Raw genomic sequence first — 25,823 nt, 5'->3', positions numbered from 1 at the left:
GAAAAAAATTCGATATACAATACACTCTCACCCTATTTTTGAAATCTAGACACAAAATACGATCTGCCATACAAAAATATAGAATTCATAATATATATATTAAGTTATATTTTAAATACTAGATTTTCAAAATATAGAAAGGAGAACGTATATGTACCACTTAATTGCTTTAGTTGCGACGGCAGACGCAACAGCAGTTCTAACGGAAACACCAGAACTATGGTATTTTCCATTAAACCAACGGATAGCGGAGTAGGACAAATTCAAGTATTTAATCCTACTCCAGCAGTAGGTTCCGCTACTGTAACTTGGACTAGTATTACAACTGGAAACCCAGTTGCAAGAGGAGATGCTATATCCCTTTATATTACCCCTGGAATTACTGCATGTGCTGTATATTCTATTTTTCTAATCACTGACATATAGCAATTCATTTCATAAAAAAAGACCCGAGATTCGGGTCAACAAATAGAAATATAAATGAACTACAACAAATAACAGACAAAGCCATTATATATTTTTCATAGTAAAACATCCATTATTTTCTTTTTACACTATCAATATATTATTTTTCGTTATCGTCCTCTTTTTTAGAACGTCTACCTAAGAAGAACACAAAAACATTACTTCCAAATAAGTGATGTTTTTTCTATTTAATGCAGTGGTAACATAACCTCAACCGTTGTTCCAACCCCAACTTCACTTTCAAAACTCATTTTACCATTGTGGTCTTTAATAATTTTTTCTGTAACTACTAAACCTAGACCAGTTCCTGTTTCTTTCGTTGTATAAAAGGCTTCATTTAACTTTGGAATTTTATCTTTCGGAATACCACATCCCTCATCTTTCACTTGAACGATGATTCCATCTTTTACAGTAACTTTAATCGTAATTGTTCCCCCAACTGACATTGCTTCAATTGCATTTTTGATTAAATTAAAAAAGACCTGTTTTAATCGTTTTTCATCACATGTAATGGACGGTAAGTCTTTACTGTAAATACCTTGTATGTGGACTCCTTGTTTTAAAGCAGGCTTTTCCATAACTCGAATAACATAAGAGATAATTTCTTGTATGTTATGAGTTTCTGATTCTAGTGATTTAGATTTCTCAAATCCACTAAGTTCTGTAGCAATTATATGAATCCGATCTACTTCTTGTTTCATAATATCACTATAAATTTTATCCTCTGGATGCTTGTCGGCTTGTTTATTCACAAGTTTTTTTAAGTTTGCTAAAGGTCTTCTAATCTTATAACCAATAACCGTTGCCATTTTTCCAACAGCTGCTAGTTTTTCTGTCTGTTTTATTTCTTTGTCCATCATCTCAAGCGTACGAACGTAAGACTGAACCCTCAAAAATATAATCCAACATATAATAGTAAATACACTATATAATGCCATTGGGATTAAAACGAGAGAAGATTGAATAATGATTCCTGTAAGAGCGTACTTCCCGACAAGTATCGCTGGAACTAACCAGAAATATCTTTTGTTCACAAAGATTGGTGCGAACAAAATAAAAAATACTTCTACTATATTTCCACCGTCAAATTCCGCATCGCTACCATAATAAATCATAATGTTATGGATACAATCTAATACATTATAGCCAATTAGAATAATATACTTTACCACAAAAACATTCTTCCATTTCATAAAGTATATTCCAATGCAAAACAATACTACCGTCAAAAGGTAAAGCCATAAACCTAAACCATCTTCAAACTTTCCTACGCCTTCTTGCTCTCCCGCGATTAAAGGTACGATAAATTCATAGGCAAGATCATACACAAAAAATATAATAAAAAATAAACTTAAAAATACTTTCAATGCCTTTATTTCTTCATTTTTAAATATATAGCCTTTATTCATATGGTAACTCCTAGCTTTTCTTCCACTTGGATTTCAGTATTTCCACACTTCCTTGGGAGAATGATGTCTATTCTCGTTCCAGTATCTCTTTCACTTGAAATATGCAGCTCACCAAGGTGCTCGGCGACAATTCGATTCGCTACCGTAAGTCCCAGACCAATTTTATCTTGTTTCGTTGTATAAAAGGCTTCTGTAACACGGGTTAAGTTTTCTTGCTTAATACCATGACCATTATCGATTACGCTGATTATTACATATTCTTTCCCTTTATTCTCTAATTGTAAATGTAATATGCCACCTTGTTCCATTGCCTCTAAAGCATTTTTTATCGTATATAAAAAGACTCCTCTTATTTTTCGTTCATCACATTCAACTTCTATTGTTTTTTCTTCCACATTAGAAATAAACTGCACGTTTAATTCATTCATTTTTCCGCGAAGACTTGTTATTACTTGTAATACAATTTTTCCTACATCATGTTTCTTATAAATAGAAGGTTTGCATGTAGCAACTTCCATCAACTCACTTATCATATTATTCATATTTTCTATTTCAAAAATCATACGTTTATAAATAGGATCCTCTTCATGCTTCTCTCGTTGTAATTGCGTAAATCCTTTTAATGAAGCCAGTGGATTTTTAATTTCATGTCCAACAGTCGCTGCCATTTTTCCGATTACTGCTAATTTTTGTGATTCACTAGCAATCGCAATACTTTCCTTTACAGCTGAAAGATATTGTAAAAATCGATTTAAAATGATATATGCAGCTATTAACATAAGCGTACACATAATAAGGAACATAAATGCTTTTATTTCCTCTAATACAAATAAATAAATTAAATATTTTCCTAAAATAGAGGAAAGCAAAAACACATAAAATTTTTTATTTAAAAATATGGGTACAAAGAAAATGAGAATAATTTCTATTATATTTGTCGCATCAAACGCCGCCTTATTATAAAAAATATACGAAACTATATTAGCGATTTCTATCCCTATGTATGCAAATATCCATGCATATTTAACAAGGTTTGCCTTCTCTTTTTTCAGTAAATATATATTCACGCATAGTATTGCTACTCCGCAAATAACTTGCCATATTATGTTGTATCCCTTATCCATTATTGATTTATCTTCTAATACGATTGCATAGAAAATTTGATATACAATAACAATGACATATAACACCCATAAAAGGATTTTTGCATTCCTTTCTTCTTCTTTATATGATAGAAAACTTTCTTTCACTTCAACACCCCTTCAAAATAACATCTCAAAGAATACCATTTATTATAATAAATGATTTTCATAGACAAACAAAGATAAATCGAACATTTGAGGAAAATCGTACCAAAAACGCAATATATTTAGACTATATACAAAGCATAAAATCTATGATCATTAATACATATATTATGGAGAATGTTTTATATAGACGGCCTAAAAAGTAAAACAAAGCTTTTAGAATGGAGCCTATTGATAGAACAGGGGGAGTTTTATGTTTGTTACTGTCGAGAAAGATGTACATATTTTTGTGCAAGACGTTAATCCTGGTCCAGGTAGTAAGACTGTTTTCTTCGTTCACGGATGGCCTTTAAATCATCAAATGTATCAATATCAACTCAATGTTTTACCAGAGCATGGCTTTCGTTGTATCGCCATGGATATACGAGGGAATGGGCAATCTGATAAGCCATGGACTGGTTACACGTATGATCGATTAGCCGATGATATCGCAATTGTTCTAGAAGCACTCCAAGTAGAGAACGCTACATTAGTCGGTTTCTCAGTTGGTGGTGCTCTTTCTATTCGCTATATGTCTCGCTATCATGGGCGCCGCATTTCTAAGCTCGCATTAATTGACGCTGTCTCCCCCTCTTTTGTTAAAAATCAAGAGTCCCCTTACGGTGTACCGAAAGAACAAGCAGATGCTCTCATTAATCAAATGTATGCTAATTTACCAAAATTTTTAAATGACGTATCTTTATCCTTTTTCAATAGAAACTTAGGGGCTGCAACCCTTGAATGGTTTTCTTATCTCGGTATGCAGTCCGCTTCTTATGCCCTTATCAAAATTTTACAAGCAGCTGCAAATGAAGATGTAACGAAAGATTTAAATAAAATTAACGTCCCAACAAAAATCTTCCACGGCGTTCACGACCAACTAATTCCTTACAAAAGTGCTGAGCTTACGCAACAACGAATTAAAAATTCTCAGTTACATGCTCTTACAAATAGTGGTCATGGTTCACCAATCGATCAAGCGGATGAATTAAATAAAGAACTGATAAAATTTTTACATGCATAACAACTGCAATACAAGAACGAAAGTTAATATAATATATTTTTTCACAAAACATAAAATTCACATATTTCTCACAAATACACAAATAAAACGATTACATTTTTATATATACTAAATGTACAGGTAATACTCCCTAAACCCAGCTTGTCTGGTTACCCCGTTAAATACTATGAAAAAAGAACTTGTATCGTTATACAAGTTCTTTTTGTTTCTTTTATTTAAAGAGGATATCTGTACTATATTGATTTCCAACGAGTAAATCATATTGGAGCATTTTATATTGCTCTAACATTTCTTTTTGTTTCTTTGTTAAATCATTGATTACTTCTCCATTTTTATCAACTTTTAATTCATCTCTAAGCACTGGTATTTCCTTGTAAAGTTCCGATAAAAATTGATAAAATAAGGATTTATTTAATCCTGCATAATCAAAAATAAGATTAGAAAAATGAATTGGGCTTACTAAACCTAAATTATCATTTGGCATATCAAAGTTTGCATACATTAATAGCGGCGTTTGCGCCATCGCTAAACGTTCACTCGGTGTTTTTTCATTCGTTATATACCCGTTTTCTTTATAAAAAGATTTATTTGTTCCTAGTGATGGAAGATGATCTCCAAAGAATACTAATAATGTAGGTCTATCTAAATTATCTAGTTGCTCTATTAAATATTGAAGTGCCTCATCTGAACGTCTTAACCCTTCTGTATACGTCTCTAATTCTCCCTTTGATTCTTCATTTTCTAGCCCGCTAATTTCTATTAGGTTTTCACCAAATCGGCCCTCTGTAAATGGAAAATGATTTTGCATCGTAACTGCATGAATAAATGTTGGCTGTTTTTGTTCCTCTAACTCAGCAATTATCTCTTTACTCATCGCTAAATCACTAATATAATCTCCATCAATATCCACATTTTCCATCGTGTCCTCTGCATTAAACTTATCAAATCCTAACACCTTATATACATCGTCACGTTTAAAGAATGTGCGACCAAATGAATGAATTGCACTTGTATAATAACCTTCTTTTTTCAACGCCGTAGGGATTGATGGAACTTCTTTCTTATTTGTAATAACCTGCTGATATGGTATAGAACCTGGCTTTAACAAACTCATTGAATAACTTGTTAATGCCTCAAATTCAACGTTCGCTGTATTTCCCCCAAATGTAGGAGAAATAGTTTGTCCCCCAGGAAAGTTTTCTATATAATGATGCAAATTTGGTACAGGATCTTCACTAAAAGAAAGGTTGGTTACTTTCGTCGGATCCCAAAACGATTCACTCATTACAAAAATAATATTCGGTTTCTCTTTTTTCTTTTGATTCCCTATATTTCCACTATATTGTTTTTTTATATCGTTTGCTATTTGAAGCATATTTTCTTTAGAATAATTTTTTGGTTTTTCCATAACTGTTGTATCTAAATTGCTAATAAACCCAAGTACAAAACCATTTGAAGCGTAGTTCTCATTTTGATTCCACAAAACAAAATCTACACCTGATTTTTGAAATACTTTATTCATAAATGTATTCGCAAAATTACCGTACGCATATAGAACAAAAATAGATCCTACTACTAATAAGGCTCTTATTCCTAGATGAATCTTTACATTTTGAATATACCTTCTCATATATATCCCTGCTACAATACAAGCTACGATACTTACGATAATGACAAAAATATAACTCCAACTAAAATAGTCCATCACCATCGGTATAACAGATTGCATATGCGTAATTTGTGTGAAATCAGAAGGATATAACGGATCACCTCTGAAAATAAGCTTCAAATAATTCACAATACATAAAATGACTAACGTACAGCTCGTTAAAACTATACTTAGAAAAACCTTACCTATTAAATTATATACAAGAATATATATTGCATAAATTACTACAAAACTTAATATAAACTGCATATTATAAAAGTAAATCCAATTCATTGCCTCTATGAAACTCATATTAACTTGCATGACAATATAAAATAACGCTACTGTATGAGCTAATAAAAGTAATATAAAATGCACTCGCAGGGATGCTCTAAGTATAGACATCTCTTTTTTATTGAAATGCGTAATATAAAACGTTATGCCCCATATGAAAATCATCATAATACTTAAAACAAGCTTTTGATTTAAATGATCTTTCATCATGTCTAAATTAAAAACCTTTAAAATCATAAACAGCATAGTTATTACTAATAAAGTCACCATACTACTTATAATGCTAGAAATTAATATATTTCTTTTTGGAAGATGAAAAAGTGTAGAACCATACTTCAATTCATTCCCTCGTTTCTATGTCTTAATTTCCCCCGCATCGAAAGAACTATTTCTATTAAAATAACATATATTACATATTTCGTCTGCATACTTGCTTCTACCATAAATGTATTGTCTTAATATTCCCTTAATCAACCGTTAAATTGTGGTATACAAATTACTCATTCTTGAAAAACTTAATTTCAGCATTCCACTTTATGATATAATAACTATGTTTTGGAAATCCTTAATACTATTAAAGATTTCACATAAAAATATGAAAGAATTAATAAACAGGCGTTGCACGTTTTTAACAACTATTACTATAACGAAAAGAACCTGCCACAAGACAGGTTCTTTTCGTTATTTTATGATAAAAGAGAAAATGATTAGTATGTGTATTATATAAAAGGAAGCAGCCATATTTTCCATACGATACATACGAGCACTATAACTACAAAATCAAAAAAATCTAATCTCGGTCCTTTTTTCATATTCATATGTAGCCACATATGAAACCATTTTATTTTTGTATATTTATGGATGTTTTTCTTTGCAAATCGGTAAATAAGCATTTGCATAATAAAAAATCCGGCCACAAAAATAAATAATAAGATGAGAAATCCAATCACAAAATTCCTCCTATTTTTGTAGCGTTTTTTCTACTATCCGATTTTTCAAAACCCACTCTTCAAACTGGGCACTTCCAAATTCCCAACTAAGATCGCGAGCATGTACAGAAAAAACGTAATAACCGGCATATTCGTCCATAAACCTACCTAACTCTACATCGTCTTTCTGAATACCGTATACTCCAAAATTAAAATACACATCCCATACGTCTTCATTCTTCCTCTTATAAGCGATCGATTCCATATCACATTCTGTCCCGAAATAATCAAGATGTAAATGTACGCTATCATCGTATTCGTACTCCATTTTATCACCCCTTATATTTGTACTTCTTTACCACCCAAAAAATTCCTGCTATCTACACTCACATATAGGCACTTACCTACATATCATGCTTGTAGAGTGACTTCTAGGAGGTGTTATATAGTGAAAAAATTAATCGCGATTTTTTGCATCATGTTACTAGCTGTTTTTACTTTTGCTGCTTGTAGTAGTAAAAAAGAAAGTACGAAAGAACAAACTCAAAACATTCGCGTTGGCGAAGTTACCCATTCTCTCTTCTATGCCCCATTATATGTCGGGATTGAAAAAGGATTTTTTAAAGATGAAGGACTAAATATTGACCTACAAACAACAGCTGGTGGCGATAAAACGATGACCGCCCTATTATCTGGTGGAATTGATATTGCTCTCGTCGGTTCTGAAACGTCTATTTATGTTCATCAACAAGGAGCGAAAGACCCTGTCATTAACTTTGCACAGCTTACACAAACAGATGGGACATTTTTAGTTTCACGTAAAAAACTAGACTCTTTTAATTGGAATGACGTAAAAGGTGTTACATTTTTAGGACAGCGTAAAGGCGGCATGCCGCAAATGGTTGGGGAATACGTTTTAAAGAAAAATGGAATTGATCCTCGGAAAGATACGAACTTAATTCAAAATATCGAATTTGCTAATATTGCAAATGCCTTTGCATCTGGTACAGGAGAGTTTGTGCAGCTCTTTGAACCGACTGCAAGCATATTCGAAAAAGAAGGTAAAGGTTATATCGTCGCTTCATTCGGAAATGAATCTGGTACTGTTCCTTATACAACGTTCATGGCAAAAGAAAGTTTCTTAAAGAAAGATAAAGCTGCTGCTGAAAAGTTCACACGTGCGCTCTATAAAGCACAGCAATGGGTTGATACACATAGTCCAGAAGAGATTGCTGATGCTGTTTCTCTGCTATTTAAAGACACTTCGAAAGACATTACAGTAAAAGTAATTGAACGGTATAAAAAACAACATTCTTATGCGACAAATCCACTACTAGATGCGGAAGAATGGAAACAGCTCCAAACGATTATGAAAGATGCTGGTGAATTACAAAAAGAAGTCCCACATGAAGCGCTCGTCAATACAAAAATTGCCGAAAGCGTTATTAAGAAATAGAGGCGAAGTGTATGAGTTTTTTACAAATACGTAACGTTTCTCACTGTTTTTTCGCAAAAGAGAATGCCAAACTTATTCTCGAAGATATGAGCTTACAAGTGGAAGAAGGCGAATTTATTTCTATACTCGGCCCAAGTGGTTGCGGTAAAACAACGCTCCTCTCAATCATTGCTGGACTACTTGATCCAATTGATGGTATCGTCTTTTTAGATGGTGAACCAATTACAACGAAAACTTCATCTATGGGATATATGTTGCAGCAAGATTACTTATTCCCGTGGAAAACAATTGAAGAAAATATTATGCTTGGACTTCATATTCGAAAGATTTATGATGAACAGATGAAAGAACATACTTTAAATCTTTTAAAACAAGTCGGTCTACATGGGGTAGAAGGACAATATCCTCGTGAACTATCCGGCGGTATGCGTCAACGTGCTGCTCTCGTTCGAACGTTAGCAACTGATCCGAAAATTTTATTACTAGATGAACCATTCTCCGCACTCGATTATCAAACGAAATTAAAACTAGAAGAACTCGTTTTCAACTTACTAAATAAATATAAGAAAACATCACTACTTGTTACTCACGATATTGAAGAGGCGATTGCGATGAGTGATCGTATTTATTTACTGCAAGCGAATCCTGGAAAAATCGCAAAAACCTTTATCGTCCCGGAAAGTATCCGTTCTTTATCACCGTTAGAAGCACGCCATCACTACGATTTCCCAGCCCTCTTTCAAGATATATGGAAGGAGCTGGAACGACTTGGATAATATACAACAACTACATGAACAATTTCGAAAGAAAGAACGCAGGCGTGCTTGGATTGCTCGCTCATTACAGCTTTTACTACTTATTCTTTTCTTTGCACTATGGGAAATAGCTAGCAAAAAAGAATGGATCGATCCTTTACTCTTTAGTTCTCCTTCGAGTATTTGGGATCTCTTCTTAACGAAATGGATCGATGGTTCACTTTGGGTCCACATATGGACGACATTGCTGGAAACAGGAGTAGGCTTCATTCTCGGAACGGTACTCGGTGCTATTATTGCCACGTTTCTTTGGTGGATGCCACTTCTAGCCCGCGTACTTGATCCTTACCTCGTCGTCCTAAATGCAATGCCAAAAGTTGCACTCGGTCCAATCATCATCGTTATTTTCGGTCCAAACATTTCATCTTCTATCGCAATGGGAGTAATCATTTCCATCATCATTACCATTCTCGTTATTTACAGTGCATTTCAAGAAGTCGATTCTAACTATATAAAAGTGATGGACACATTTGGCGCAAATAAATGGCAATGTTATAAGCAAGTCGTTCTCCCTGCATCCTTTCCAGCAATTATCTCAACGTTAAAAGTAAATGTTGGTTTATCCTGGGTCGGTGTTATTTTCGGAGAACTTCTCGTTTCCAAACAAGGACTTGGCTACTTAATTAGCTACGGATTCCAAGTCTTTAACTTCACACTCGTCTTACTTAGCGTACTACTCACATGTGTTCTTGCAACTCTTATGTATGTATTTGTTGAGGCATTTGAAAAAATTCTAATTGGAAAAAGAAAAAGAAGCTGACTCAAAACAGTGCGCTATAGTCAGCTTCTTTCTTTTACCTTTTATCACACATTTTCGTTTCATTTGTAATGTTTCCATCCGCAACCGTAACTGTATGGAAACAGTCTTTCACACGTACTGTAACGACATTATCTTTTCGATCTATCACATGATAATCATTAAACTTTTCATTCAAAGCACTACGAATTTGCTCCCCTTCAAAAATCGGAAAACCGTGAGACATTACCCAAATGAGACCAGCAACAGCAAGAATCGTTTTCATACGTTTCATTACCTCCTCGAGAGTAAACTTATAGTCCCTACAACACGCGCATTATAATTGTGTCTAAATTGTGACATTTTTATACTAATTCTATTTTATACCGCAAGTTCCTTCTTCTTTTTAATAAAAATACAGAATTTTCAATTTTATCAACATAAAAAAACGCAAAGAATTAAAAATTCTTCACGCTTTTCTTTAACGAAACTATATCGAAAGCATAACTCACATTAGTCTCCACTTTGTTGTTCTATCGTTTTTGAAACATCATATAATCCCGACAGCACTTCCGCTCTCATTTTTACAAGCTCAGGGAACTGATAGAAGAAAGCAATTTTTTTATATTTTAACTCTGTTCCTTCTTTCACCTTTTTTGAATCTTGTAAAATGAACGCTGTAAATGTATCTGCGATATCCTCCGTTACATTTGTTGTTCCATACAGCGATACAAAATCATCATGCTTTTCTTTATAAAATTCAATTTGTGCCTCTTCACTTTCTTCTACTTTCTTTTCTGTCCACTCTTGCTCAATTGGTTTCCAAAATTCATTATAAAATTGGTTAATATACGAAGTTTTTCTCGCACATCCATTTTTCAAGAACACCGTTTTACATTTATTTCGATATGATGAAATGTCTTTCTCTTCATCAAACGCCTCTAAATATTTCCTATCCACTGGTACTTGTTTATGCCCAATCGTTAATACGTGAGCCGTTTCATGAATTAATGTTTTCATCACTTCATCTATATTCACCCCAGAATCGAGCACGTCTAAACTAAGCAACCAATCTCTCGGGTCATCCATACTTGGCATGACATGGGCAACAACGCCGTCATAACCATCCGTTATTAGATCAAACCCTGTTATATTCTCACGATATTTCACTGGAATGAGAGTGCGATACATGTCCCATAACGTTTCATGATACTCTCTATCTTGTCGCTGGCTTAACAAATCATCTTTTGCTACTTTGTCATCTGCAAAAACTTTATTCAATCTCTTACGATCCAATTTCTCAAAATAAGGATCTACAATTTCATCATCATCGATATAATAAGAAGCTAAAAAGAAGTAATTGTCATCCTCTTCTTTTTTCTGTTCCGCCTCTTTCATATTCATACTTTCATACTCTTCTATGTCATAATCCTCTACTTTTTCAAGTTCTGAAAGTCCCTCTATCTTTTTATATACTTTTTGTAATGTTTTATCTCCTATTTGCGTGCACTCTTCTTCTGTTTTACAAATTTCTTTTTCTTTCGTAACCTCGATAGCACTCTCGCATCCTGCAACTAAACTGCTTGCTATAATACAACACACTAACTTGCCATACAGTTTCTTCATACAATCCCCCATTATTCCATTCTACAAAATATCATAATCATTTTTTTACGAATATGCGATAATTAATTATAAAAACTGCAAGGAGGCTTCCCATGATTCGTGCAATCTTATTCGACTTAGATGGAACACTATTAGATCGGCGCCAATCTTTAGAACAATTTATTTGTGAGCAATATAATCGCTTCGCCTCACATTTGAAGAGCATAGAGAAATCAAAGTATTGTTCTCGATTTCTTGAACTCGATAATAATGGCTATACGTGGAAGGATAAAGTATATGCTACTCTCCTTTCCGAATACAACATTACTACTTTAACGCAAGAACAACTACTACACGACTATATTACAAACTTCCAACATCATTGTATTCCTTTCAAAAACACGCATGAACTACTTCAACAGTTAAAACAGCGAAACATTAAAATTGGTATTATTACAAATGGTTTTACTGAATTTCAGATGAGCAACCTTCGAGCACTACATATACATACGTATACAAACACCATTCTCGTTTCAGAAGCTGAAGGAATTAAAAAACCTCATCCTGAAATTTTCGAACGTGCTTTGCAAAGACTAGATGTGAAGGCAGAAGAATGTCTTTATGTTGGAGATCATCCAGAAAACGATGTGCTTGGTTCTGAACAAGTAGGGATTCTTGGTGTTTGGAAAAAAGATTCGTTTTGGGGGAATTTTAAGCATTCACGTATCGTAGATGATTTGTTGGAGGTGCTTTCGTTTTTAGAGGTGGAGGTGGAGATAAAGTGAAACTTTAATCCGCCGCCACCTGAAAGAAATATATGCAAATAACCAATTCCAAACGACAAAGCAATTATTATAAAAAATAAAGAAAAGTTTAATTTAACCATCGAAACAGTAACAGTCGTTTCTTTTCTTTTATCCATCTTCCCCCTCCTAAAATGTAAATATATTTTTACAAAATTGTATAATATACCCAAAATAATGTGAAGATATATTTACATTTATTCTTACATACCAAAAAAAGAAACCGGCTACTTTACTTCGTAAAACAGCCGATTTCTTCTATATGTTTCATCGTACGCGCTAATACGTCATCGCGCATTATAAAGCTAAATTTTCTATTCGTTTTAATGTTGTCAGGAATGTCTTTTAATAAAACAGACCCTTTCGTTTCTTCGTAATGCGTATGTTCTTCTACCGCACTAATTGTTGCAAAATAAATGTTTTTAATGATTATTTTGTCTTTTCCAGATACTTTGTATTGTCCTAAGTAAGTTAAATCAGAAACTATGCCGCCGGTTTCTTCATGAACCTCTCGAACTGCCGCTTCTTCCGGTGTTTCCCCTAGTTCTACTTTACCACCTGGAAATTCAAGACCGCGACGTAAATGATGCGTTAATAACCATTGATCCCCGTACCGGCATACAACCCAAACATGCTTTGGCTCAGGAGAAAATGGATAACGTTCAAACGATAATTGTACAGTGTTGTGGTAATAATCTTTAAATTTGTACATGCCATTACTCCCCTATTGATGGTTACAAGTTTTTCCTACCACAAATTGTAGCATATTCTCGCTTTTCTGCATAATATTATCCAATTACAATCCATTGATTATTCCCATTTGCGCGACTAATTCTTTCGTCTCATGATTTCCTAAATCATAAATCATTTTATATGCTTTTTGTAGTTGTTCATCATATCGGTCATTATTTGAATCGTGATGATACTCAACAAATGGAACGTGGGAGCGTACAAATGACCCTAAATCTTCTACATATGCTTGATCGAAGTGCTCTCTTAATTCCGTAATTTCCTCATCATTTGCGGAAATCTCAAAATTATAAGTATCCGCCGTCTTCACTTGTGAAATTTGACCGTTTCCTATTGATATATAATATGTTTTTTTCGTCTCCATGTAACACCCTTCTTTCATCCTTTTAATTTCTATTGTTTTCATCAATTACAAAATTATGTAAAATAAAGAAAAGGAGGGGTTTTAATGTTCAAAATATTAATTATCGGTATTATCATCGTCCTAATCATCCTCGTACTCTCCATCATGACAATTAATAAAGGCTATGCTTATAAACATTCCGTCGATAAACTAGAAGATAATCCTTATACAAAAAAGAATAAGGATGATTCCTAATATGCTTCGTATACTCTGCATCATAGTAGCACTCACTGTGATTGTTATGTCGGCAATTGGATTATATACAGGTCAAAATAATTTTCTACCACTTTCACAATTTCTATTAGGAGCTTTAATGTTTCTCATCGCAATTGAACAAATAAAGAAAAAGGAGTTACATACATGCTAAAAGGAGTCCGGATTACTTTATCACTTATTGCCTTATCTATAGCAATCTATGGATTTTTTACTGGTAGTAGAGAAATAATGCCTTATATGTTCATCTTTTTAGGAGGTATGGCCCTCACCATAAGTTTAGAGGAAATATTAAAACGACAAACAGGAGGTAGTCTGCTCGCTCTACTAGCAGGGGCCGCTGCTTTATTTATTGGTTTCACAGAAATATTCTAGTAAATGGTCTAAAGGAGGCTATACAATGCTAACTCTAACTATATTACGGATTTTTTTAGCATTTCTCATGCTTCTCTTACTCACTCTAAGCACTTATGTCCATGTTACCGATAATTTTTCACTTCTTCCATACTTACAATTTATTCTCAGTTGTTCCTTTATTCTTCTAGGAATTAATGAATTAAAATCCGGACGAAAATCAATGAGTATCCCGTATTTTTTCGTTTCTGGTCTTATATTCTTCTTCTTAATATCGAACTACTTTCACTACATGTAGAATGAAATTTTGACCAATTTAACATTTATAATTATTTTCTCTCAGTAACTATTTCTTTCTACTAAGGGGGATTCCATGTTAAAAAACATTCGAATTATAATCGCCACTATCGCTCTTTCTCTCGCCCTATTTTGCTTCTTTGCAAACTTCACTATTCTTTTACCTTACATGTTCATCCTTTTAAGTATTATGTGTATCCTTTTTGGAATCGATGAAATAAAGCAGCAGCAAAAAGCGAAAGCATTTGTTTATTTTCTCTGTTCTGCCTTTATTTTATATGTTGGAGTATCTAATATATTTTCATACAAAAGAAGAGTATGGTCGCTCTTAGCACAATAAAAAAACTGCCCTTTCACAGGCAGTTTTTCTTTTTATCCAAAAACTTTCTCAAGTTCATCTTTATCTTGGCTTAACCAGAAGTTCATTAAGCGTTGTGCTCCTTCTAAGTCGTGAAGCTTCGCTTGACCACATTGCGTTTCATTTGCAGCCGGAATTTCTGTAATTTGAACCGCATCTTTTAATGTTAGTTCTAATAAATCAATGATTTCTCGAACTGTCGGCGTTCCGCTCACTACAAGATAATATCCTGTTTGGCAGCCCATCGGTGAAATATCGATAATATCAAAATGCGGATAACGATCAATATATTTACGTAAATTAAATGCTAATAAATGCTCTAACGTATGAATAACATCTGGTTTCATTGCTTGTTTATTCGGTTGACAGAAACGAATATCAAATTTATTTACAATACCGTCACTACCTACATTGTGAACTCCGCAATGTCTTACATAAGGTGCCTTTACAATCGTATGATCTAATTCAAAGCTTTCTACTGATGGCATACAACATCTCTCCCGCTTTTAATTTAATTCCGTTATATCCAATATGATATAACGGAAATGCACATTAGTAAAGTATTATGTACAGTCGTGCTATAATACTTTAAGAATATGCTGAAAAGGAGACCGTTATGAAACAGATTTTTATTGAGATTATACGCTTTTATCAAAAGTTCATTTCTCCGATGACACCACCAACATGCCGCTTTTATCCAACTTGTTCTCATTATGGATTAGAGGCGTTTCAAAAACATGGTGCACTCAAAGGCTTTTGGCTTACTTGTAAGCGTATATTAAAATGTCACCCTTTCCACCCGGGAGGATTTGATCCTGTCCCAGATAAAAAGGATGACAAAGTAAATTCTTAATTGTCGTAACCATTCACAACTAAATCTAATTTTCCTGTATCAGGATCTATAACAAGACCGTGAACAGGTACTTCTTCCGGAAGTAATGGGTGGTTGCGAAGTACTGATACGCTATGTTCTACACTTTCTTCCACACTAGAGAAACCGCGCAAGAATTGTTCTAAATCGATTCCAGAATAACGAAGCATATCTAATTTCTCTTCTGTTATACCGCGTTCTTTCATTCTCTCAATCGTACTGCTTGCTTGAATTTTTGCCATACCACAATCATGGTGACCAACTACACATACTTCATCAGCGCCAAGTTCGTATACAGCGACTAAAATACTACGCATAATACTTCCAAATGGATGTGAAATAACAGCGCCTGCTACTTTAATAATTTTCACATCACCGTTACGCATATTCATCGCTTTCGGTAATAGTTCAACAAGTCGTGTATCCATACAAGAAATAATTACCATCTTTTTGTTTGGAAATTTCCCCGCTACAAACTCTTCATATTTTTTCTCTTCAACAAATTTCTCATTGTACTGCAAAATCTCTTCTAATGACTTCATAGTAAAGGACCCTCTTTTCTCTCGTTTACACTACATAAATAGTGTACCAAAATATGAAAAACTCAAAAAGGATATCGCTTTATAGTAAAAATAAGATATTTTCAGATAATCGACATAATTCTTTCAAAATATACACACATCTTTGTAACAAGTTTCACATACTTTAAACGTATTTTCACTATAAACTGATTGTAGATAATGTAAAAAAGGAGTGAATATTTATTATGTCCGACGTTCTGTTACTGAGTCGTTTTCAATTTGCAATTACTATTTTTTATCACTTTTTATTTGTACCTTTGACAATCGGACTTGTCATTTTAGTAGCATGTATGGAAACTCAATACGCCCGCACATTGAATCCAACATACCGTAAAATGGCAAATTTCTGGGGTAAATTATTTACAATTAACTTCGTAATGGGGATTATAACCGGGATTACGATGGAATTCCAATTTGGAACAAACTGGTCTGAGTACTCCAAATATATGGGAGACATTTTCGGATCACCTCTCGCAATCGAAGCACTCGTTGCCTTCTTCTTAGAATCTACTTTCATGGGAATATGGTTATTCGGTAAAGACAAAATTTCACCAAAGTTCCGTGCCTTCTGTATGTGGATGGTTGCACTTGGAACAAACATTTCCGCACTTTGGATTATTACAGCAAACGGCTTTATGCAAAACCCTGTTGGCTACGTAGTACGTAACGGCCGCGCTGAATTAAATGATTTCTGGGCACTCGTTACGAATCCATACGCTTGGAATATGTTCTTCCATACTGTAGTTGGTTGTTATATTGTAGGTGCTTTCTTCGTTATGGCAATTAGTGCCTATCACTTATTACGTAAAAATGAAGTAGAATTCTTCAAAAAATCATTTAAGTTTGGTTTAATGTTAGGCTTATTCGCCGCAACAATTACACCGTTTATGGGACATCAATCTGGTGTATCAGCAGCTAAATATCAACCCGCAAAAGGAGCTGCGATGGAAGCAGTTTGGGAAACTGGAAAAGGACAAGGCTTCTCAATTGTTCAAATTCCTGATGTAAAAAATGAGAAGAACTTTGAATTCCTTACGATTCCAAAACTCGGAAGCTTCTTCTACACAAATTCATTTGATGGCGAAATTGTTGGTTTAAAAGATATTCCGAAAGATGAACGTCCAAATGTTAACCTTGTGTATTATAGCTTCCGCTTAATGGTTGCACTCGGTATGTTCTTTATGGCATTAACTTGGTATGGTTTCTATTTAAACCGAAAAGGAAAACTAGAAAACTCAAAACGTTATTTAAAAATTACAATATGGTCTGTCTTACTTCCTTATATCGCGATTAACGCAGGATGGATTGTCGCTGAAGTAGGTCGTCAACCATGGACAGTATATAAACTAATGCGTACAGCAGAATCTGTATCACCTATATCTGTCCCGCAAATTTGGTTCTCATTAATTAGTTTAATTTTATTCTACACTTTACTTTTAATCGCAGACGTATACTTAATGCTGAAGTTCGCGAAAAAAGGACCTGCCGCATTAGAAGAACCTGCTACTGAGGGAGGTGTGGCTCATGTCTCATGATATGCTTGCAATCATCTGGTTCGGTTTATGGGGCGTGATTTGGACAGTTTACTTCATTCTTGACGGGTATGCACTTGGTAACGGAATGATTTTTCCTTTCGTTACGAAAGACCGACAAGAACGAAATCAATTACAAGAAGCAATTGGCCCGTTCTGGGGCGGTAATGAAGTATGGTTAATTACAGCTGGTGGCGCAACATTTGCTGCCTTCCCAGTCACATATGCTAATATGTTTAGTTATTTATATACACCGTTATTCTTAGTATTACTTGCACTATTTGCTCGTGCCGCTGGACTGGAATTCATGCATAAAGATGATTCACCAATTTGGCAAAAAACTTGTAAATGGGCATTTGCAATTGGCAGTTTCCTAATCGCCTTCTTATTCGGTGTTACATTCGCTAATCTTTATTACGGACTACAAATCGGAAAAAATGGCTATGAAGGAAATTTACTTAGCTTACTAAACCATTACGGTATATTAGGTGGTCTTTTCTTCACTGCTATATTTGTCGTATCCGGTGCCCTTTGGGTCATGATTAAAACGACTGGTGAAGTATCTGATCGTGCTTATAAAATCGCAAGACCATTTTCAATGGCAGCTGCTATTATTTTAGCTATCTTCTATGTAGCAACTGCTAATCGGACAAACTTATTCCAAAACTTTACGGAATATCCGGTACTATTCATTCTTCCAGTACTTGCAATGCTAATGAGTGTACTCGCACTTATTATGGTGTACAAACATAAAATTGGCCTTGCATTCACATTCATTTGCCTAACAATCGCAATGTTTATGACAACTGGCTTTGCAGGTATGTTCCCAAGAATGTTACCATCTCGTATTAACGATGCATACAGTACAACGTTATACAACGCAGCTGGTAGTCAATTAAACTTAAAAATTATGTTCTTCGTTGCAATGATCATGGTACCAATCGTTATTGGATATCAGCTTTGGAGCTACAGTATTTTTAAAAATAAAATTCATAAAGACTCTGCTAAAGGATATCACTAAAATACAAAAGACACTTCGTTTGAAGTGTCTTTTTTTGTACGTATGATTTTCGATAAGATGTTATATTTCTAATCTAACAACTATAATACAGAAGAATCATTAACAGCTCACAGCTAGATTGTATCATAGGGCAACTTCATCATTTTATGAAATTTTACATATTGTGCTATAAAGTAAACTGTATCCCCTGATCATTTACATCATTATCCCATACATCAGCTGTACTAATCCCGCTAAACGTTTGTACTTTCATTCCTGTATTTGATGACCCCGATCCATTATAAGCCTTCGTCTTTTCAATCGGCTGTACGTTATATTTATCCCCTACATTAATTGTTCCATTGCAATTTTCAATAATAACACCTTCCACAACTGCCGGCATTTTGTCACCCACTTTCATTTCTTTACTTTTATTTTATGAAAATCGCCTAGAAAAATAGCATGTTTCAATAAGAAAAAGCACTCAAATTGAGTGCTTTTTCTTTAAGCATAAAGACAAGTTTGGAGACAGTTGACTTCTTCAAAATTTTATTAGGGGTAATATTTTGAAAAAGAAAGCCTTTCATATGTAGGTTAACACCACTGGAATATATAGTAAATTGATAATATTTATACGGAAGATTGCTAATGTTTAGTATAGATAGTTTACACTACGCTAACAGTGAAAACTATCTATACTAATAAAAAAAGGTGCCTTCAAAAAAGACACATTTCAAAAACAGACACTATAAAACAGAATTATTTATTGTTATACGATTGTTAGATACAAAAAGTAGAGGGAAATGTTTGTATTAAATTCTGCTTTATAAAGTCTGTCTACAAATTATATTGTAATCCTCTTCATTTGAAAAAAAATATAATATGCACAATTGCATACAAAAAGAAAAAGCACTCTACTGAGTGCCTTTTCAACCATTTTACTTTTAATATATCGCTTTGAATATATTGTAACATATGTATCCGTATATTTTATTGAGAAAATTCAAAATCCTTTTTCTTTCATTTTCGCTTATAAAATCATGTAATATAAAAGGTATGTCAAATTCTTATACAAATTGAGGTGTACTATATTTATGATGTATTTTGGAATTATTCCTCTTATATTATTTATTATTTTTCTTATCTCATATTTAAAAGATCCGCGAAAAATAATAAACGGCTTTTTATTTAATTCCTTTGTCTGTTTTTTCCTTCTTTTTTGTGTGATTATATCTGTGAATTCAAGTAGTGATGTCCTACGCTATATTATAATTTTACCTATTTTAGCACTTCTTATTATGCTTCCTTTCGGTATTGTTGCTTTAATGTTTGGGCTATTTCTTAATGCTAGAATTTTAATGAAGCGAGAAGGAAGACGGTTCACTAACTGTTTAACACTCCTTGCTGCTTTAGGGATGTTATTCTTTATGTTACTCCCTATCATAAATCCAGCAAGTTTGGTCTCATCGCATTTAGAGCCTATTTTTGCAGCTATTTCTCTTATAAGCTTCTATTTCTTTATACACTTATCTAACTTCTTAAGCGCATATTTTTTATACCAATTCAACAGACCAAGACGTAATCAAGATTTCATTATCGTTCTTGGTAGCGGCTTAATTAATGATAAAGTACCACCATTACTTGCAAGCCGCATTAATAAAGCTATCGACTTCTATTGGAAACAAGCAGCTGTAAATACACCACCAACAATTATTTTCTCTGGTGGTCAAGGTCCAGATGAAGGTCTTCCAGAGGCAGAAGCAATGCAAAATTATGCTGTTGAAAAAGGAATTCCTCTTGAACATACAGTGCAAGAAAATCGCTCTGTAAACACATATCAAAATATGTTGTTCTCTAAAGAAATTATGGATTCTTTAAAACCTGAAGGTAAATATAAAAGTATTTTTACCACAAATAATTTCCACCTTTTCCGCGCTGGCATATACGCTAGACAAGCTGGTCTTAATAGCCAAGGAATCGGGTCAAAAACTGCATTTTATTACTGGCCTAACGCAATGATTCGCGAATATGTTGCGATTGTCGTAATGGGACGTAAGCGCCATATGAAAATATGTGGAACTATTTTAGGTTTCGCTTTATTCGTATCAATACTTAGTTTTATATTTTCTTAATAGCATCCCATCCTTTCAAAGGATGGGATTTCTTATACTGATTTCAAAAATATTTTAAAGATAATATGGTGATAATATTCCCTGCATACATCCATTAAAGGAGAATTTTTTCAAATTAAATGTTAAAATAAAATTTAGGTGTGAATGACGTAACAAATAAGAAACTAGTTTGAAACGAGGAAATTATATGGAGAAAATTATCAAAAACAAGCCCAATAAGCTAAAAATTGCTTCAAAAGCTTTGATGATTATTATTGGGGCATTTATTACAGCGTACGGATTAGAAGCAGTATTAATTCCAAATAACGTATCAGACGGTGGTGTGACTGGTTTAAGTATCGTTAGTTCAAGATTATTTGGATTGCCATTAGGAGCTCTAATCGCAGTTATTAACATTCCTTTCGTTTGGTTAGGGTATAAGCAAATCGGTAAAAGCTTTGCGATTTATTCTATTATCGGAATTGCTTCATTAGCAGTAGGTACCGTTGTCATGCACGGAATACCAGCTATTATTGAAGGCGATACATTATTAGTTACAGTTGTTGGTGGTATTATCATCGGTTTTGGTATGGGACTAGCATTACGTAACGGTGGGGCATTAGATGGAATCGATATGCTTGCTGTATTGCTTTCTCGTAAGTTACCATTTGGAACGAGTGACCTTATTTTATTCTTAAACATGTTCGTATTTATTTTCGTATCAACGGTATTCGGTCTTCAAGGAGCTATCCTTTCGGCAATTGCTTACTTTATCGCTTCGAAAGTGATTCATATCGTTGAAGTTGGTTTAAGTGGTTCAAAAGCATTTAAAATTATTACAAAAGAGCCTGAATTAATGGTAGAAACAATTCGCGATCGTTTAGGCCGAAGTGCAACATATAACGAAGTATACGGTGGTTATTCAAGAGAGAAATTCAAAGAAATTTCTTGCGTAATTAACCGTTTAGAAGAAAGTAAAATGAAAGAACTTATTAATGAAATCGATCCACACGCCTTTATTACAGTTTATGACGTAGCAGAAGTAAAAGGAGGTAATTTCAAGAAACGTGATATTCATTAATCGTTATATAAAAGAGGGTGTGCCAAAATTTTGGCACACCCTCTTTTTATTATTAAGTTGCTATCGTTGTCAGTTTTTGTCGGTAAGTCGATATATTTCAATAATCGCTGATATATTTTAAGTTGTGGTCGATATATTCCAATAATCGCTGATATATTTTAAATTGCGGTCGATATATTCTAATAATCGCTGATATATTTTTACTTCCCCCCTTATGCATAAATCGTACCAACTGAAAGGGATTAATTCCCATAACAAAAAAAGACCAAAAAGCAATTTACACTTTTCGGTCTCTATACTATCTTCTCTTTGTAATTTTTCCTGAACCACCAACCCTTGTTTTCGGAGGAGATGTGTTCCTTGGCGGCGTTTTAATAGATGATTTTGGCTTCACATCTGATCCGCTTGAACCGCCTGGTGTTTTTGTAATTTTACCCTTGCTTCCAGTAGAAGGTGGGGGCGTCGTATTACTTCCTTTTTCAGTAATACTTCCCTTATCACCTACTGATGGTTTCGAATCTACATTATCGCCTCGCTTAATGATAGACCCTTTCCCTTCCTTCGTAATTGGAGGTGGGGTTTTCTTTTCTTCTTTTGTAGGTGGTCTCTCTGGAATAACTGGTTTATGATTTTGTCTATCGTTATATCCTCGATAATCACCGTATGATGATTTTCGTGAACCGAATATATCGTTTAATATGCTACCCATAATATATCCTTGCAAAAAGGACGGTTGGTAATTTTGACGGACAAATTCTTTATTACTTATTTCAATTAACGTATCAGATGGTTTCTCTTTATCCTTTTGCAGGTTATAAATCTTATCAGAATAAACGAGGAACATTTGATTTTCGTCTTCTTTAGATGCTTGCTTCGGTTCTCTTTCGTTAATGAGCTCCTTCGCTACTTCAGGAACTGACCGATTGGCGGCCCTATACACGTAAGATTCTTGTTTACCTTCCTTGGCAACAGATTCAAGTGGATAACGGTCTTGAATCGACTTTGTCTGCCCGCCTTGACAACCTGATAAGGCATAACCAGCAACAACAAGTAATATAACGATAGCAAGTATAGGGATTACAAACGATTTAATCATGGTAAACAATCGGTTTGACATGATTACGCCCCCTTACGTTGCTCTTATAATTTGTACATCAGCAGGAATGATTGCTTCTCCCTCATACATCATTGTGCGACCATTTTGCCATTCAATACGCAATAATTTTCGATTGTCTGATTGGAATTCCCATACGTACTGTTCTTCTGAAGCTGAGAATGGAGTTTTTCCCATCACAACAACACGTCCGTTATATTGTTCTTCCATATGGTACTCGGTATCATCCATTTCAATTGTCGTGGGAATTTCATCAATTGAATCTAAGCGACCATCAATTGGTGTATATAATTTGTAATACGTATTTTCACGATCTTCAATTTTTAAATAACGAATATCTTTTCCATCTTGCAATGTCAAAACAATTTCCTTACGCGAATGCATACTCGTTTTCCCAATTAATTCATACATAACTAATGAAACTTCAATCATATCGCCAGGAGCTAACGTTAAAAGACTTTTTTCCGGCTTCAGTGGCTCTGGGCTTTTCATTATATTTTTTATTCGTTTAAATAAACTCATACTCTACCCCTCCTTTTCTCTTTATAAACAAGCACCTAAAATTAGTGCACCAACAATATGTAATGATCCGGCTAACATCGCATGTGCAACGCTACCTTCTTTCGTACCTTCTTCTAAATCAAGACCAGACATTTTCTTTAATACAAATTCGATAAACATTTCTACCACTAATAAAATAACGAAAGAAACTGCTGAAGCAAGAAGTGCCTGCCATAAGTCATTTGCTTTCGTAATTGATTGGGATAAAATGTACCCTTGTGCAAATAATTTCATAATAAAACGAGTTGTTACAGCTGTATTTCCATTTTTAATTTCTTTTAAATCATTGTATTTTGTAAAAATTGAATCAACCCACATAATTGCAAATAAAAGTACTGCACTCGCTCCAGTCCATACAAGCATGGCAACTACATTCATCCATGTCATTGCAAAACCTCCTCTAAATATAATAGAAAACCGACATGAACATATTTAGACATGTCGGTTCATTTGTCTCTATTCTATATTATTTCTCATACTGCTTCATAATACGAGCTAATTCATCGTCAACAGCAGAATTTTTGTTTAAGCTTGCGAATTCATCATCTAATGATTTTTCTTTCTTATAAACTTCACCGCTTGCTTCTGCTTCAGCCTCTAATTGAAGAGCTTTCTCTTCCATACGGCTTAAACCAGCTTTTGCTGAGTTTGAATCAAATCCAGACATCGCCTGATTAATATTTTTTTGTGCTTTCGCCGCATTTACACGCGCTACAAGTGTCTCACGTTTATTTTTCAGCTCATTTAATTGCTTACGCATTTCTTCTAGCTTTAGGCGCAGGTTATCAGCAGCAGCTTTATTTTGCTCATAGCTTGCTTTATACTCATTCATCTTTTGCTCCGCATTTTGTTTTTCTTCTAGTGCACGGCGCGCAAGATCTAAGTTATTAGCTTGAACAGCCATATGAGCTTGCTCTTCACGTTTTTTCACAAGTGCTTCTTGCTCTTCAAATAATATTTTGAATTTCTTCTCAAGCGCGATTTGAGCTGCTACACTTTTCTCAGCTTCTTGTACATCCGCTTGCATATCGCGTAAATATTGATCAGTCATCTTAACTGGATCTTCCGCTTTTTCAATTAATGAATATACATTCGACATTGTTAAATCTCTTAATCGTTTGAATACAGACATCTAAATTCCTCCTATGATATACCTCATATTTCAAATTCACTACTTGGAAAACTGAAAAATCTCCCTTTACAGTAAAGAATATTCATTTTTACAGCCTATGTGTTTATTATAACAAAACTAATATGTCCTTACATGTTATTTCCAAAATACATCCATTATAATATGACATTCTATATACAATATTGTATTTCTAATATATTCTCATTATCCCTCTTTGAAATTAACTTACTTTTGTGCAATTTCACTAAATTACATAAGTGTAATGTTACTGTAAGCTAACTCGATAGTTGCATTCTAATATTTCTTATACACTAATACCAGAAGCAACAAACAAGCTTCTTCACTTGTAAGCAATAATACAAAAATTGTATTTAATATAAAACATATAAAAGGAGAAATCATCATGAAAAAATTAGTAGGAATCGGATTAGCAGCAGCAATTTCACTTGGAGCATTATCAGGTTGTTCTTTATTAGGAGAGAAAGCGAACGGTTTTGTACTGTACGGCTCAGAAGAACAAGTTCAGCAAATTACAGATAAAAACAAAAAAGAAGTGAAAGAAAAAGACTTCTATAAAATGAAAATGACAACATTAGATGGTAAAAAAGTTCTTGTAATGGATAAGAAAACTGGTGAGGAACTAGTAAAAAAAGAGTTACTTAGCAAAGTTGATGAAAAAGACAACACGAAACCACTTGATAAATTACCAGCTGTAACAACAGAACAAGGTGTATTATTTGCAAAAGAAAAAGTAGAAAATGCTACACTTGATGGAGCCAAATTAAAATATGAAGGCAACACAATTATCGGAAGTGGCCGTGCATATACAGATATGTATGCGATTGTCGATGACGCAACTTACAACAATGTAAAAGGTGATGAAAAATCTGTAGGTGTATTAAAATTTGATAAAGACCCAAGTAAAGAATTCCCTGGTTACAACGGCGTCGAAGCTTCTCAACTTGTAAAAATTAAAAAGTAAAACAAAAAAGCTT

At 33.9% G+C, this 25,823-nt stretch carries 31 protein-coding genes and 2 pseudogenes; 16 read left to right on the top strand and 17 right to left on the bottom strand.

Going from position 1 to position 25,823, the window contains the following annotated elements:
• Positions 1–210: 210 nt before the first annotated feature.
• Positions 211–426: pseudogene (locus HMPREF1014_RS29335) on the top strand (collagen-like protein); the annotation flags it as partial.
• A 227-nt stretch (positions 427–653) separates the two neighbouring features.
• Here the strand turns inward: HMPREF1014_RS29335 and HMPREF1014_RS00555 are convergent.
• Positions 654–1,874 (bottom strand): ATP-binding protein, encoded by a 1,221-nt coding sequence (locus tag HMPREF1014_RS00555; protein WP_001032638.1) that lies wholly within the window; start codon positions 1,872–1,874, stop codon positions 654–656.
• On the bottom strand, positions 1,871–3,124 hold the full coding sequence (locus tag HMPREF1014_RS00550) for an ATP-binding protein (protein WP_000664886.1): 1,254 nt from the start codon (positions 3,122–3,124) through the stop codon (positions 1,871–1,873). Before HMPREF1014_RS00550 ends, HMPREF1014_RS00555 begins: the two co-directional genes overlap by 4 nt.
• A gap of 250 nt (positions 3,125–3,374) precedes the next feature.
• Here HMPREF1014_RS00550 and HMPREF1014_RS00545 point away from each other — a divergent pair, with 250 nt between their 5' ends.
• Positions 3,375–4,184: an alpha/beta fold hydrolase gene (locus tag HMPREF1014_RS00545; RefSeq protein ID WP_000498275.1), complete on the top strand. Its 810-nt coding sequence runs from the start codon at positions 3,375–3,377 to the stop codon at positions 4,182–4,184.
• Between the two features lie 211 nt (positions 4,185–4,395).
• Here the strand turns inward: HMPREF1014_RS00545 and HMPREF1014_RS00540 are convergent, their stop codons facing one another.
• The 3 genes from HMPREF1014_RS00540 to HMPREF1014_RS00530 all read right to left on the bottom strand — a co-directional run bounded on the left by HMPREF1014_RS00540 (position 4,396) and on the right by HMPREF1014_RS00530 (position 7,383).
• On the bottom strand, positions 4,396–6,465 hold the full coding sequence (locus HMPREF1014_RS00540; RefSeq protein WP_000873621.1) for an LTA synthase family protein: 2,070 nt from the start codon (positions 6,463–6,465) through the stop codon (positions 4,396–4,398).
• A gap of 380 nt (positions 6,466–6,845) precedes the next feature.
• A complete protein-coding gene (locus HMPREF1014_RS00535; RefSeq protein WP_000578981.1) occupies positions 6,846–7,076 on the bottom strand; it encodes a hypothetical protein in 231 nt (76 codons plus the stop codon).
• 10 nt (positions 7,077–7,086) lie between these two features.
• Positions 7,087–7,383 carry a DUF3986 family protein gene (locus HMPREF1014_RS00530; protein WP_000455580.1) on the bottom strand — a complete coding sequence of 99 codons (297 nt, stop codon included), beginning with the start codon at positions 7,381–7,383 and terminating at the stop codon, positions 7,087–7,089.
• 120 nt (positions 7,384–7,503) lie between these two features.
• On the opposite strand from HMPREF1014_RS00530, the gene HMPREF1014_RS00525 reads away from it, so the two are divergent.
• Genes HMPREF1014_RS00525 through HMPREF1014_RS00515 form a run of 3 tightly spaced genes read left to right on the top strand, consistent with a single transcriptional unit; the run spans position 7,504 to position 10,086 of the window.
• A complete protein-coding gene (locus HMPREF1014_RS00525; protein ID WP_000733150.1) occupies positions 7,504–8,511 on the top strand; it encodes an ABC transporter substrate-binding protein in 1,008 nt (335 codons plus the stop codon).
• Positions 8,512–8,522: 11 nt separating this feature from the next.
• Positions 8,523–9,287, top strand: a complete 765-nt coding sequence (locus tag HMPREF1014_RS00520) for an ABC transporter ATP-binding protein (protein ID WP_000009025.1) — start codon at positions 8,523–8,525, stop codon at positions 9,285–9,287.
• Positions 9,280–10,086: an ABC transporter permease gene (locus HMPREF1014_RS00515; RefSeq protein WP_000368822.1), complete on the top strand. Its 807-nt coding sequence runs from the start codon at positions 9,280–9,282 to the stop codon at positions 10,084–10,086. The genes HMPREF1014_RS00520 and HMPREF1014_RS00515 overlap by 8 nt, the downstream gene beginning before the upstream one ends.
• Before the next feature lie 34 nt (positions 10,087–10,120).
• Here HMPREF1014_RS00515 and HMPREF1014_RS00510 read toward each other — a convergent pair whose 3' ends face one another.
• Positions 10,121–10,348: a hypothetical protein gene (locus tag HMPREF1014_RS00510; protein ID WP_000849112.1), complete on the bottom strand. Its 228-nt coding sequence runs from the start codon at positions 10,346–10,348 to the stop codon at positions 10,121–10,123.
• Between the two features lie 227 nt (positions 10,349–10,575).
• Entirely contained in the window at positions 10,576–11,688 is a 1,113-nt protein-coding gene (locus HMPREF1014_RS00505; protein ID WP_000737829.1) for a hypothetical protein, read from the bottom strand.
• Positions 11,689–11,780: 92 nt separating this feature from the next.
• Here HMPREF1014_RS00505 and HMPREF1014_RS00500 point away from each other — a divergent pair, with 92 nt between their 5' ends.
• Entirely contained in the window at positions 11,781–12,452 is a 672-nt protein-coding gene (locus tag HMPREF1014_RS00500; RefSeq protein WP_000617255.1) for an HAD family hydrolase, read from the top strand.
• A 14-nt stretch (positions 12,453–12,466) separates the two neighbouring features.
• On the opposite strand, the pseudogene HMPREF1014_RS29330 reads toward HMPREF1014_RS00500, so the two are convergent.
• The 3 genes and pseudogenes from HMPREF1014_RS29330 to HMPREF1014_RS00490 all read right to left on the bottom strand — a co-directional run.
• A pseudogene (locus tag HMPREF1014_RS29330) lies at positions 12,467–12,589 on the bottom strand (DUF3267 domain-containing protein); the annotation flags it as partial.
• Positions 12,590–12,702: 113 nt separating this feature from the next.
• Entirely contained in the window at positions 12,703–13,182 is a 480-nt protein-coding gene (gene mutTA / locus HMPREF1014_RS00495) for an antimutator 8-oxo-(dGTP/GTP)ase (protein WP_000276385.1), read from the bottom strand.
• 84 nt (positions 13,183–13,266) lie between these two features.
• Positions 13,267–13,584: a hypothetical protein gene (locus HMPREF1014_RS00490; RefSeq protein ID WP_000448409.1), complete on the bottom strand. Its 318-nt coding sequence runs from the start codon at positions 13,582–13,584 to the stop codon at positions 13,267–13,269.
• Positions 13,585–13,668: 84 nt separating this feature from the next.
• Here HMPREF1014_RS00490 and ytzI point away from each other — a divergent pair, with 84 nt between their 5' ends.
• From ytzI to HMPREF1014_RS00475, 4 genes are all read left to right on the top strand, one after another.
• Positions 13,669–13,818: a YtzI protein gene (gene ytzI, locus HMPREF1014_RS00485; protein WP_000472789.1), complete on the top strand. Its 150-nt coding sequence runs from the start codon at positions 13,669–13,671 to the stop codon at positions 13,816–13,818.
• 1 nt (position 13,819) lies between these two features.
• On the top strand, positions 13,820–13,990 hold the full coding sequence (locus tag HMPREF1014_RS31440) for a hypothetical protein (protein WP_009326313.1): 171 nt from the start codon (positions 13,820–13,822) through the stop codon (positions 13,988–13,990).
• Positions 13,984–14,211 carry a DUF3953 domain-containing protein gene (locus HMPREF1014_RS00480; protein WP_000912058.1) on the top strand — a complete coding sequence of 76 codons (228 nt, stop codon included), beginning with the start codon at positions 13,984–13,986 and terminating at the stop codon, positions 14,209–14,211. The genes HMPREF1014_RS31440 and HMPREF1014_RS00480 overlap by 7 nt, the downstream gene beginning before the upstream one ends.
• A 352-nt stretch (positions 14,212–14,563) precedes the next feature.
• Positions 14,564–14,827 carry a YczI family protein gene (locus HMPREF1014_RS00475; protein WP_000916674.1) on the top strand — a complete coding sequence of 88 codons (264 nt, stop codon included), beginning with the start codon at positions 14,564–14,566 and terminating at the stop codon, positions 14,825–14,827.
• Positions 14,828–14,859: 32 nt separating this feature from the next.
• On the opposite strand, the gene luxS is transcribed toward HMPREF1014_RS00475, so the two are convergent.
• Positions 14,860–15,333 (bottom strand): S-ribosylhomocysteine lyase LuxS, encoded by a 474-nt coding sequence (gene luxS / locus HMPREF1014_RS00470; protein ID WP_001141371.1) that lies wholly within the window; start codon positions 15,331–15,333, stop codon positions 14,860–14,862.
• A gap of 128 nt (positions 15,334–15,461) precedes the next feature.
• Between luxS and yidD the strand changes: the two genes are divergently transcribed.
• Positions 15,462–15,698: a membrane protein insertion efficiency factor YidD gene (gene yidD, locus HMPREF1014_RS00465; RefSeq protein ID WP_000809325.1), complete on the top strand. Its 237-nt coding sequence runs from the start codon at positions 15,462–15,464 to the stop codon at positions 15,696–15,698.
• On the opposite strand, the gene HMPREF1014_RS00460 is transcribed toward yidD, so the two are convergent.
• Positions 15,695–16,258, bottom strand: a complete 564-nt coding sequence (locus tag HMPREF1014_RS00460; RefSeq protein WP_000838164.1) for a beta-class carbonic anhydrase — start codon at positions 16,256–16,258, stop codon at positions 15,695–15,697. The two genes, yidD and HMPREF1014_RS00460, sit on opposite strands and share 4 nt — an antisense overlap.
• 224 nt (positions 16,259–16,482) lie before the next feature.
• On the opposite strand from HMPREF1014_RS00460, the gene cydA reads away from it, so the two are divergent.
• On the top strand, positions 16,483–17,832 hold the full coding sequence (gene cydA, locus HMPREF1014_RS00455) for a cytochrome ubiquinol oxidase subunit I (RefSeq protein ID WP_001286188.1): 1,350 nt from the start codon (positions 16,483–16,485) through the stop codon (positions 17,830–17,832).
• Positions 17,822–18,850 (top strand): cytochrome d ubiquinol oxidase subunit II, encoded by a 1,029-nt coding sequence (gene cydB, locus HMPREF1014_RS00450; protein WP_000017658.1) that lies wholly within the window; start codon positions 17,822–17,824, stop codon positions 18,848–18,850. Before cydA ends, cydB begins: the two co-directional genes overlap by 11 nt.
• Before the next feature lie 166 nt (positions 18,851–19,016).
• Here cydB and HMPREF1014_RS00445 read toward each other — a convergent pair whose 3' ends face one another.
• Complete coding sequence (locus HMPREF1014_RS00445; protein WP_002005871.1) at positions 19,017–19,250, bottom strand: spore germination protein; 234 nt, start codon at positions 19,248–19,250, stop codon at positions 19,017–19,019.
• Between the two features lie 673 nt (positions 19,251–19,923).
• Between HMPREF1014_RS00445 and HMPREF1014_RS00440 the strand changes: the two genes are divergently transcribed.
• Both HMPREF1014_RS00440 and HMPREF1014_RS00435 read left to right on the top strand, forming a co-directional pair.
• The gene (locus HMPREF1014_RS00440; RefSeq protein ID WP_000990101.1) at positions 19,924–20,961 is read left to right on the top strand and encodes a YdcF family protein; all 1,038 of its coding nucleotides are present in this window, start codon (positions 19,924–19,926) and stop codon (positions 20,959–20,961) included.
• 187 nt (positions 20,962–21,148) lie between these two features.
• Positions 21,149–22,021 carry a YitT family protein gene (locus HMPREF1014_RS00435; protein ID WP_000411244.1) on the top strand — a complete coding sequence of 291 codons (873 nt, stop codon included), beginning with the start codon at positions 21,149–21,151 and terminating at the stop codon, positions 22,019–22,021.
• 298 nt (positions 22,022–22,319) lie between these two features.
• Here HMPREF1014_RS00435 and HMPREF1014_RS00430 read toward each other — a convergent pair whose 3' ends face one another.
• The 4 genes from HMPREF1014_RS00430 to HMPREF1014_RS00415 form a co-directional block, all read right to left on the bottom strand.
• Entirely contained in the window at positions 22,320–23,138 is an 819-nt protein-coding gene (locus HMPREF1014_RS00430; RefSeq protein WP_000071190.1) for a DUF4247 domain-containing protein, read from the bottom strand.
• 12 nt (positions 23,139–23,150) lie between these two features.
• Positions 23,151–23,657 carry a DUF4178 domain-containing protein gene (locus tag HMPREF1014_RS00425; protein ID WP_000051740.1) on the bottom strand — a complete coding sequence of 169 codons (507 nt, stop codon included), beginning with the start codon at positions 23,655–23,657 and terminating at the stop codon, positions 23,151–23,153.
• A 21-nt stretch (positions 23,658–23,678) separates the two neighbouring features.
• Positions 23,679–24,083: a DUF350 domain-containing protein gene (locus HMPREF1014_RS00420; protein ID WP_000220087.1), complete on the bottom strand. Its 405-nt coding sequence runs from the start codon at positions 24,081–24,083 to the stop codon at positions 23,679–23,681.
• 79 nt (positions 24,084–24,162) lie between these two features.
• Entirely contained in the window at positions 24,163–24,828 is a 666-nt protein-coding gene (locus HMPREF1014_RS00415) for a PspA/IM30 family protein (protein ID WP_000110280.1), read from the bottom strand.
• A gap of 403 nt (positions 24,829–25,231) precedes the next feature.
• Here HMPREF1014_RS00415 and HMPREF1014_RS00410 point away from each other — a divergent pair, with 403 nt between their 5' ends.
• Positions 25,232–25,810, top strand: a complete 579-nt coding sequence (locus HMPREF1014_RS00410) for a lipoprotein BA_5634 family protein (protein ID WP_000737502.1) — start codon at positions 25,232–25,234, stop codon at positions 25,808–25,810.
• Positions 25,811–25,823: the final 13 nt, after the last annotated feature.

The sequence above is a fragment of the Bacillus sp. 7_6_55CFAA_CT2 genome (genome assembly GCF_000238655.1).
GTDB lineage: Bacteria > Bacillota > Bacilli > Bacillales > Bacillaceae_G > Bacillus_A > Bacillus_A cereus.
The sequence above is the reverse complement of the archived record's forward strand: the minus strand, read 5'-3'. Positions and strand labels throughout refer to the sequence as shown.

Bases quoted from the DNA above. Each gene is read 5' to 3' on its own strand.
- HMPREF1014_RS00555 (WP_001032638.1), bottom strand. From the start codon at position 1,874: ATGAATAAAGGCTATATATTTAAAAATGAAGAAATAAAGGCATTGAAA.
- HMPREF1014_RS00545 (WP_000498275.1), top strand. From the start codon at position 3,375: ATGTTTGTTACTGTCGAGAAAGATGTACATATTTTTGTGCAAGACGTT.
- HMPREF1014_RS00530 (WP_000455580.1), bottom strand. From the start codon at position 7,383: ATGGAGTACGAATACGATGATAGCGTACATTTACATCTTGATTATTTC.
- HMPREF1014_RS00520 (WP_000009025.1), top strand. From the start codon at position 8,523: ATGAGTTTTTTACAAATACGTAACGTTTCTCACTGTTTTTTCGCAAAA.
- HMPREF1014_RS00510 (WP_000849112.1), bottom strand. From the start codon at position 10,348: ATGAAAACGATTCTTGCTGTTGCTGGTCTCATTTGGGTAATGTCTCAC.
- HMPREF1014_RS00505 (WP_000737829.1), bottom strand. From the start codon at position 11,688: ATGAAGAAACTGTATGGCAAGTTAGTGTGTTGTATTATAGCAAGCAGT.
- HMPREF1014_RS00500 (WP_000617255.1), top strand. From the start codon at position 11,781: ATGATTCGTGCAATCTTATTCGACTTAGATGGAACACTATTAGATCGG.
- mutTA (WP_000276385.1), bottom strand. From the start codon at position 13,182: ATGTACAAATTTAAAGATTATTACCACAACACTGTACAATTATCGTTT.
- HMPREF1014_RS00490 (WP_000448409.1), bottom strand. From the start codon at position 13,584: ATGGAGACGAAAAAAACATATTATATATCAATAGGAAACGGTCAAATT.
- ytzI (WP_000472789.1), top strand. From the start codon at position 13,669: ATGTTCAAAATATTAATTATCGGTATTATCATCGTCCTAATCATCCTC.
- HMPREF1014_RS31440 (WP_009326313.1), top strand. From the start codon at position 13,820: ATGCTTCGTATACTCTGCATCATAGTAGCACTCACTGTGATTGTTATG.
- HMPREF1014_RS00480 (WP_000912058.1), top strand. From the start codon at position 13,984: ATGCTAAAAGGAGTCCGGATTACTTTATCACTTATTGCCTTATCTATA.
- HMPREF1014_RS00475 (WP_000916674.1), top strand. From the start codon at position 14,564: ATGTTAAAAAACATTCGAATTATAATCGCCACTATCGCTCTTTCTCTC.
- luxS (WP_001141371.1), bottom strand. From the start codon at position 15,333: ATGCCATCAGTAGAAAGCTTTGAATTAGATCATACGATTGTAAAGGCA.
- yidD (WP_000809325.1), top strand. From the start codon at position 15,462: ATGAAACAGATTTTTATTGAGATTATACGCTTTTATCAAAAGTTCATT.
- HMPREF1014_RS00460 (WP_000838164.1), bottom strand. From the start codon at position 16,258: ATGAAGTCATTAGAAGAGATTTTGCAGTACAATGAGAAATTTGTTGAA.
- cydA (WP_001286188.1), top strand. From the start codon at position 16,483: ATGTCCGACGTTCTGTTACTGAGTCGTTTTCAATTTGCAATTACTATT.
- cydB (WP_000017658.1), top strand. From the start codon at position 17,822: ATGTCTCATGATATGCTTGCAATCATCTGGTTCGGTTTATGGGGCGTG.
- HMPREF1014_RS00445 (WP_002005871.1), bottom strand. From the start codon at position 19,250: ATGAAAGTGGGTGACAAAATGCCGGCAGTTGTGGAAGGTGTTATTATT.
- HMPREF1014_RS00440 (WP_000990101.1), top strand. From the start codon at position 19,924: ATGATGTATTTTGGAATTATTCCTCTTATATTATTTATTATTTTTCTT.
- HMPREF1014_RS00435 (WP_000411244.1), top strand. From the start codon at position 21,149: ATGGAGAAAATTATCAAAAACAAGCCCAATAAGCTAAAAATTGCTTCA.
- HMPREF1014_RS00430 (WP_000071190.1), bottom strand. From the start codon at position 23,138: ATGTCAAACCGATTGTTTACCATGATTAAATCGTTTGTAATCCCTATA.
- HMPREF1014_RS00425 (WP_000051740.1), bottom strand. From the start codon at position 23,657: ATGAGTTTATTTAAACGAATAAAAAATATAATGAAAAGCCCAGAGCCA.
- HMPREF1014_RS00420 (WP_000220087.1), bottom strand. From the start codon at position 24,083: ATGACATGGATGAATGTAGTTGCCATGCTTGTATGGACTGGAGCGAGT.
- HMPREF1014_RS00415 (WP_000110280.1), bottom strand. From the start codon at position 24,828: ATGTCTGTATTCAAACGATTAAGAGATTTAACAATGTCGAATGTATAT.
- HMPREF1014_RS00410 (WP_000737502.1), top strand. From the start codon at position 25,232: ATGAAAAAATTAGTAGGAATCGGATTAGCAGCAGCAATTTCACTTGGA.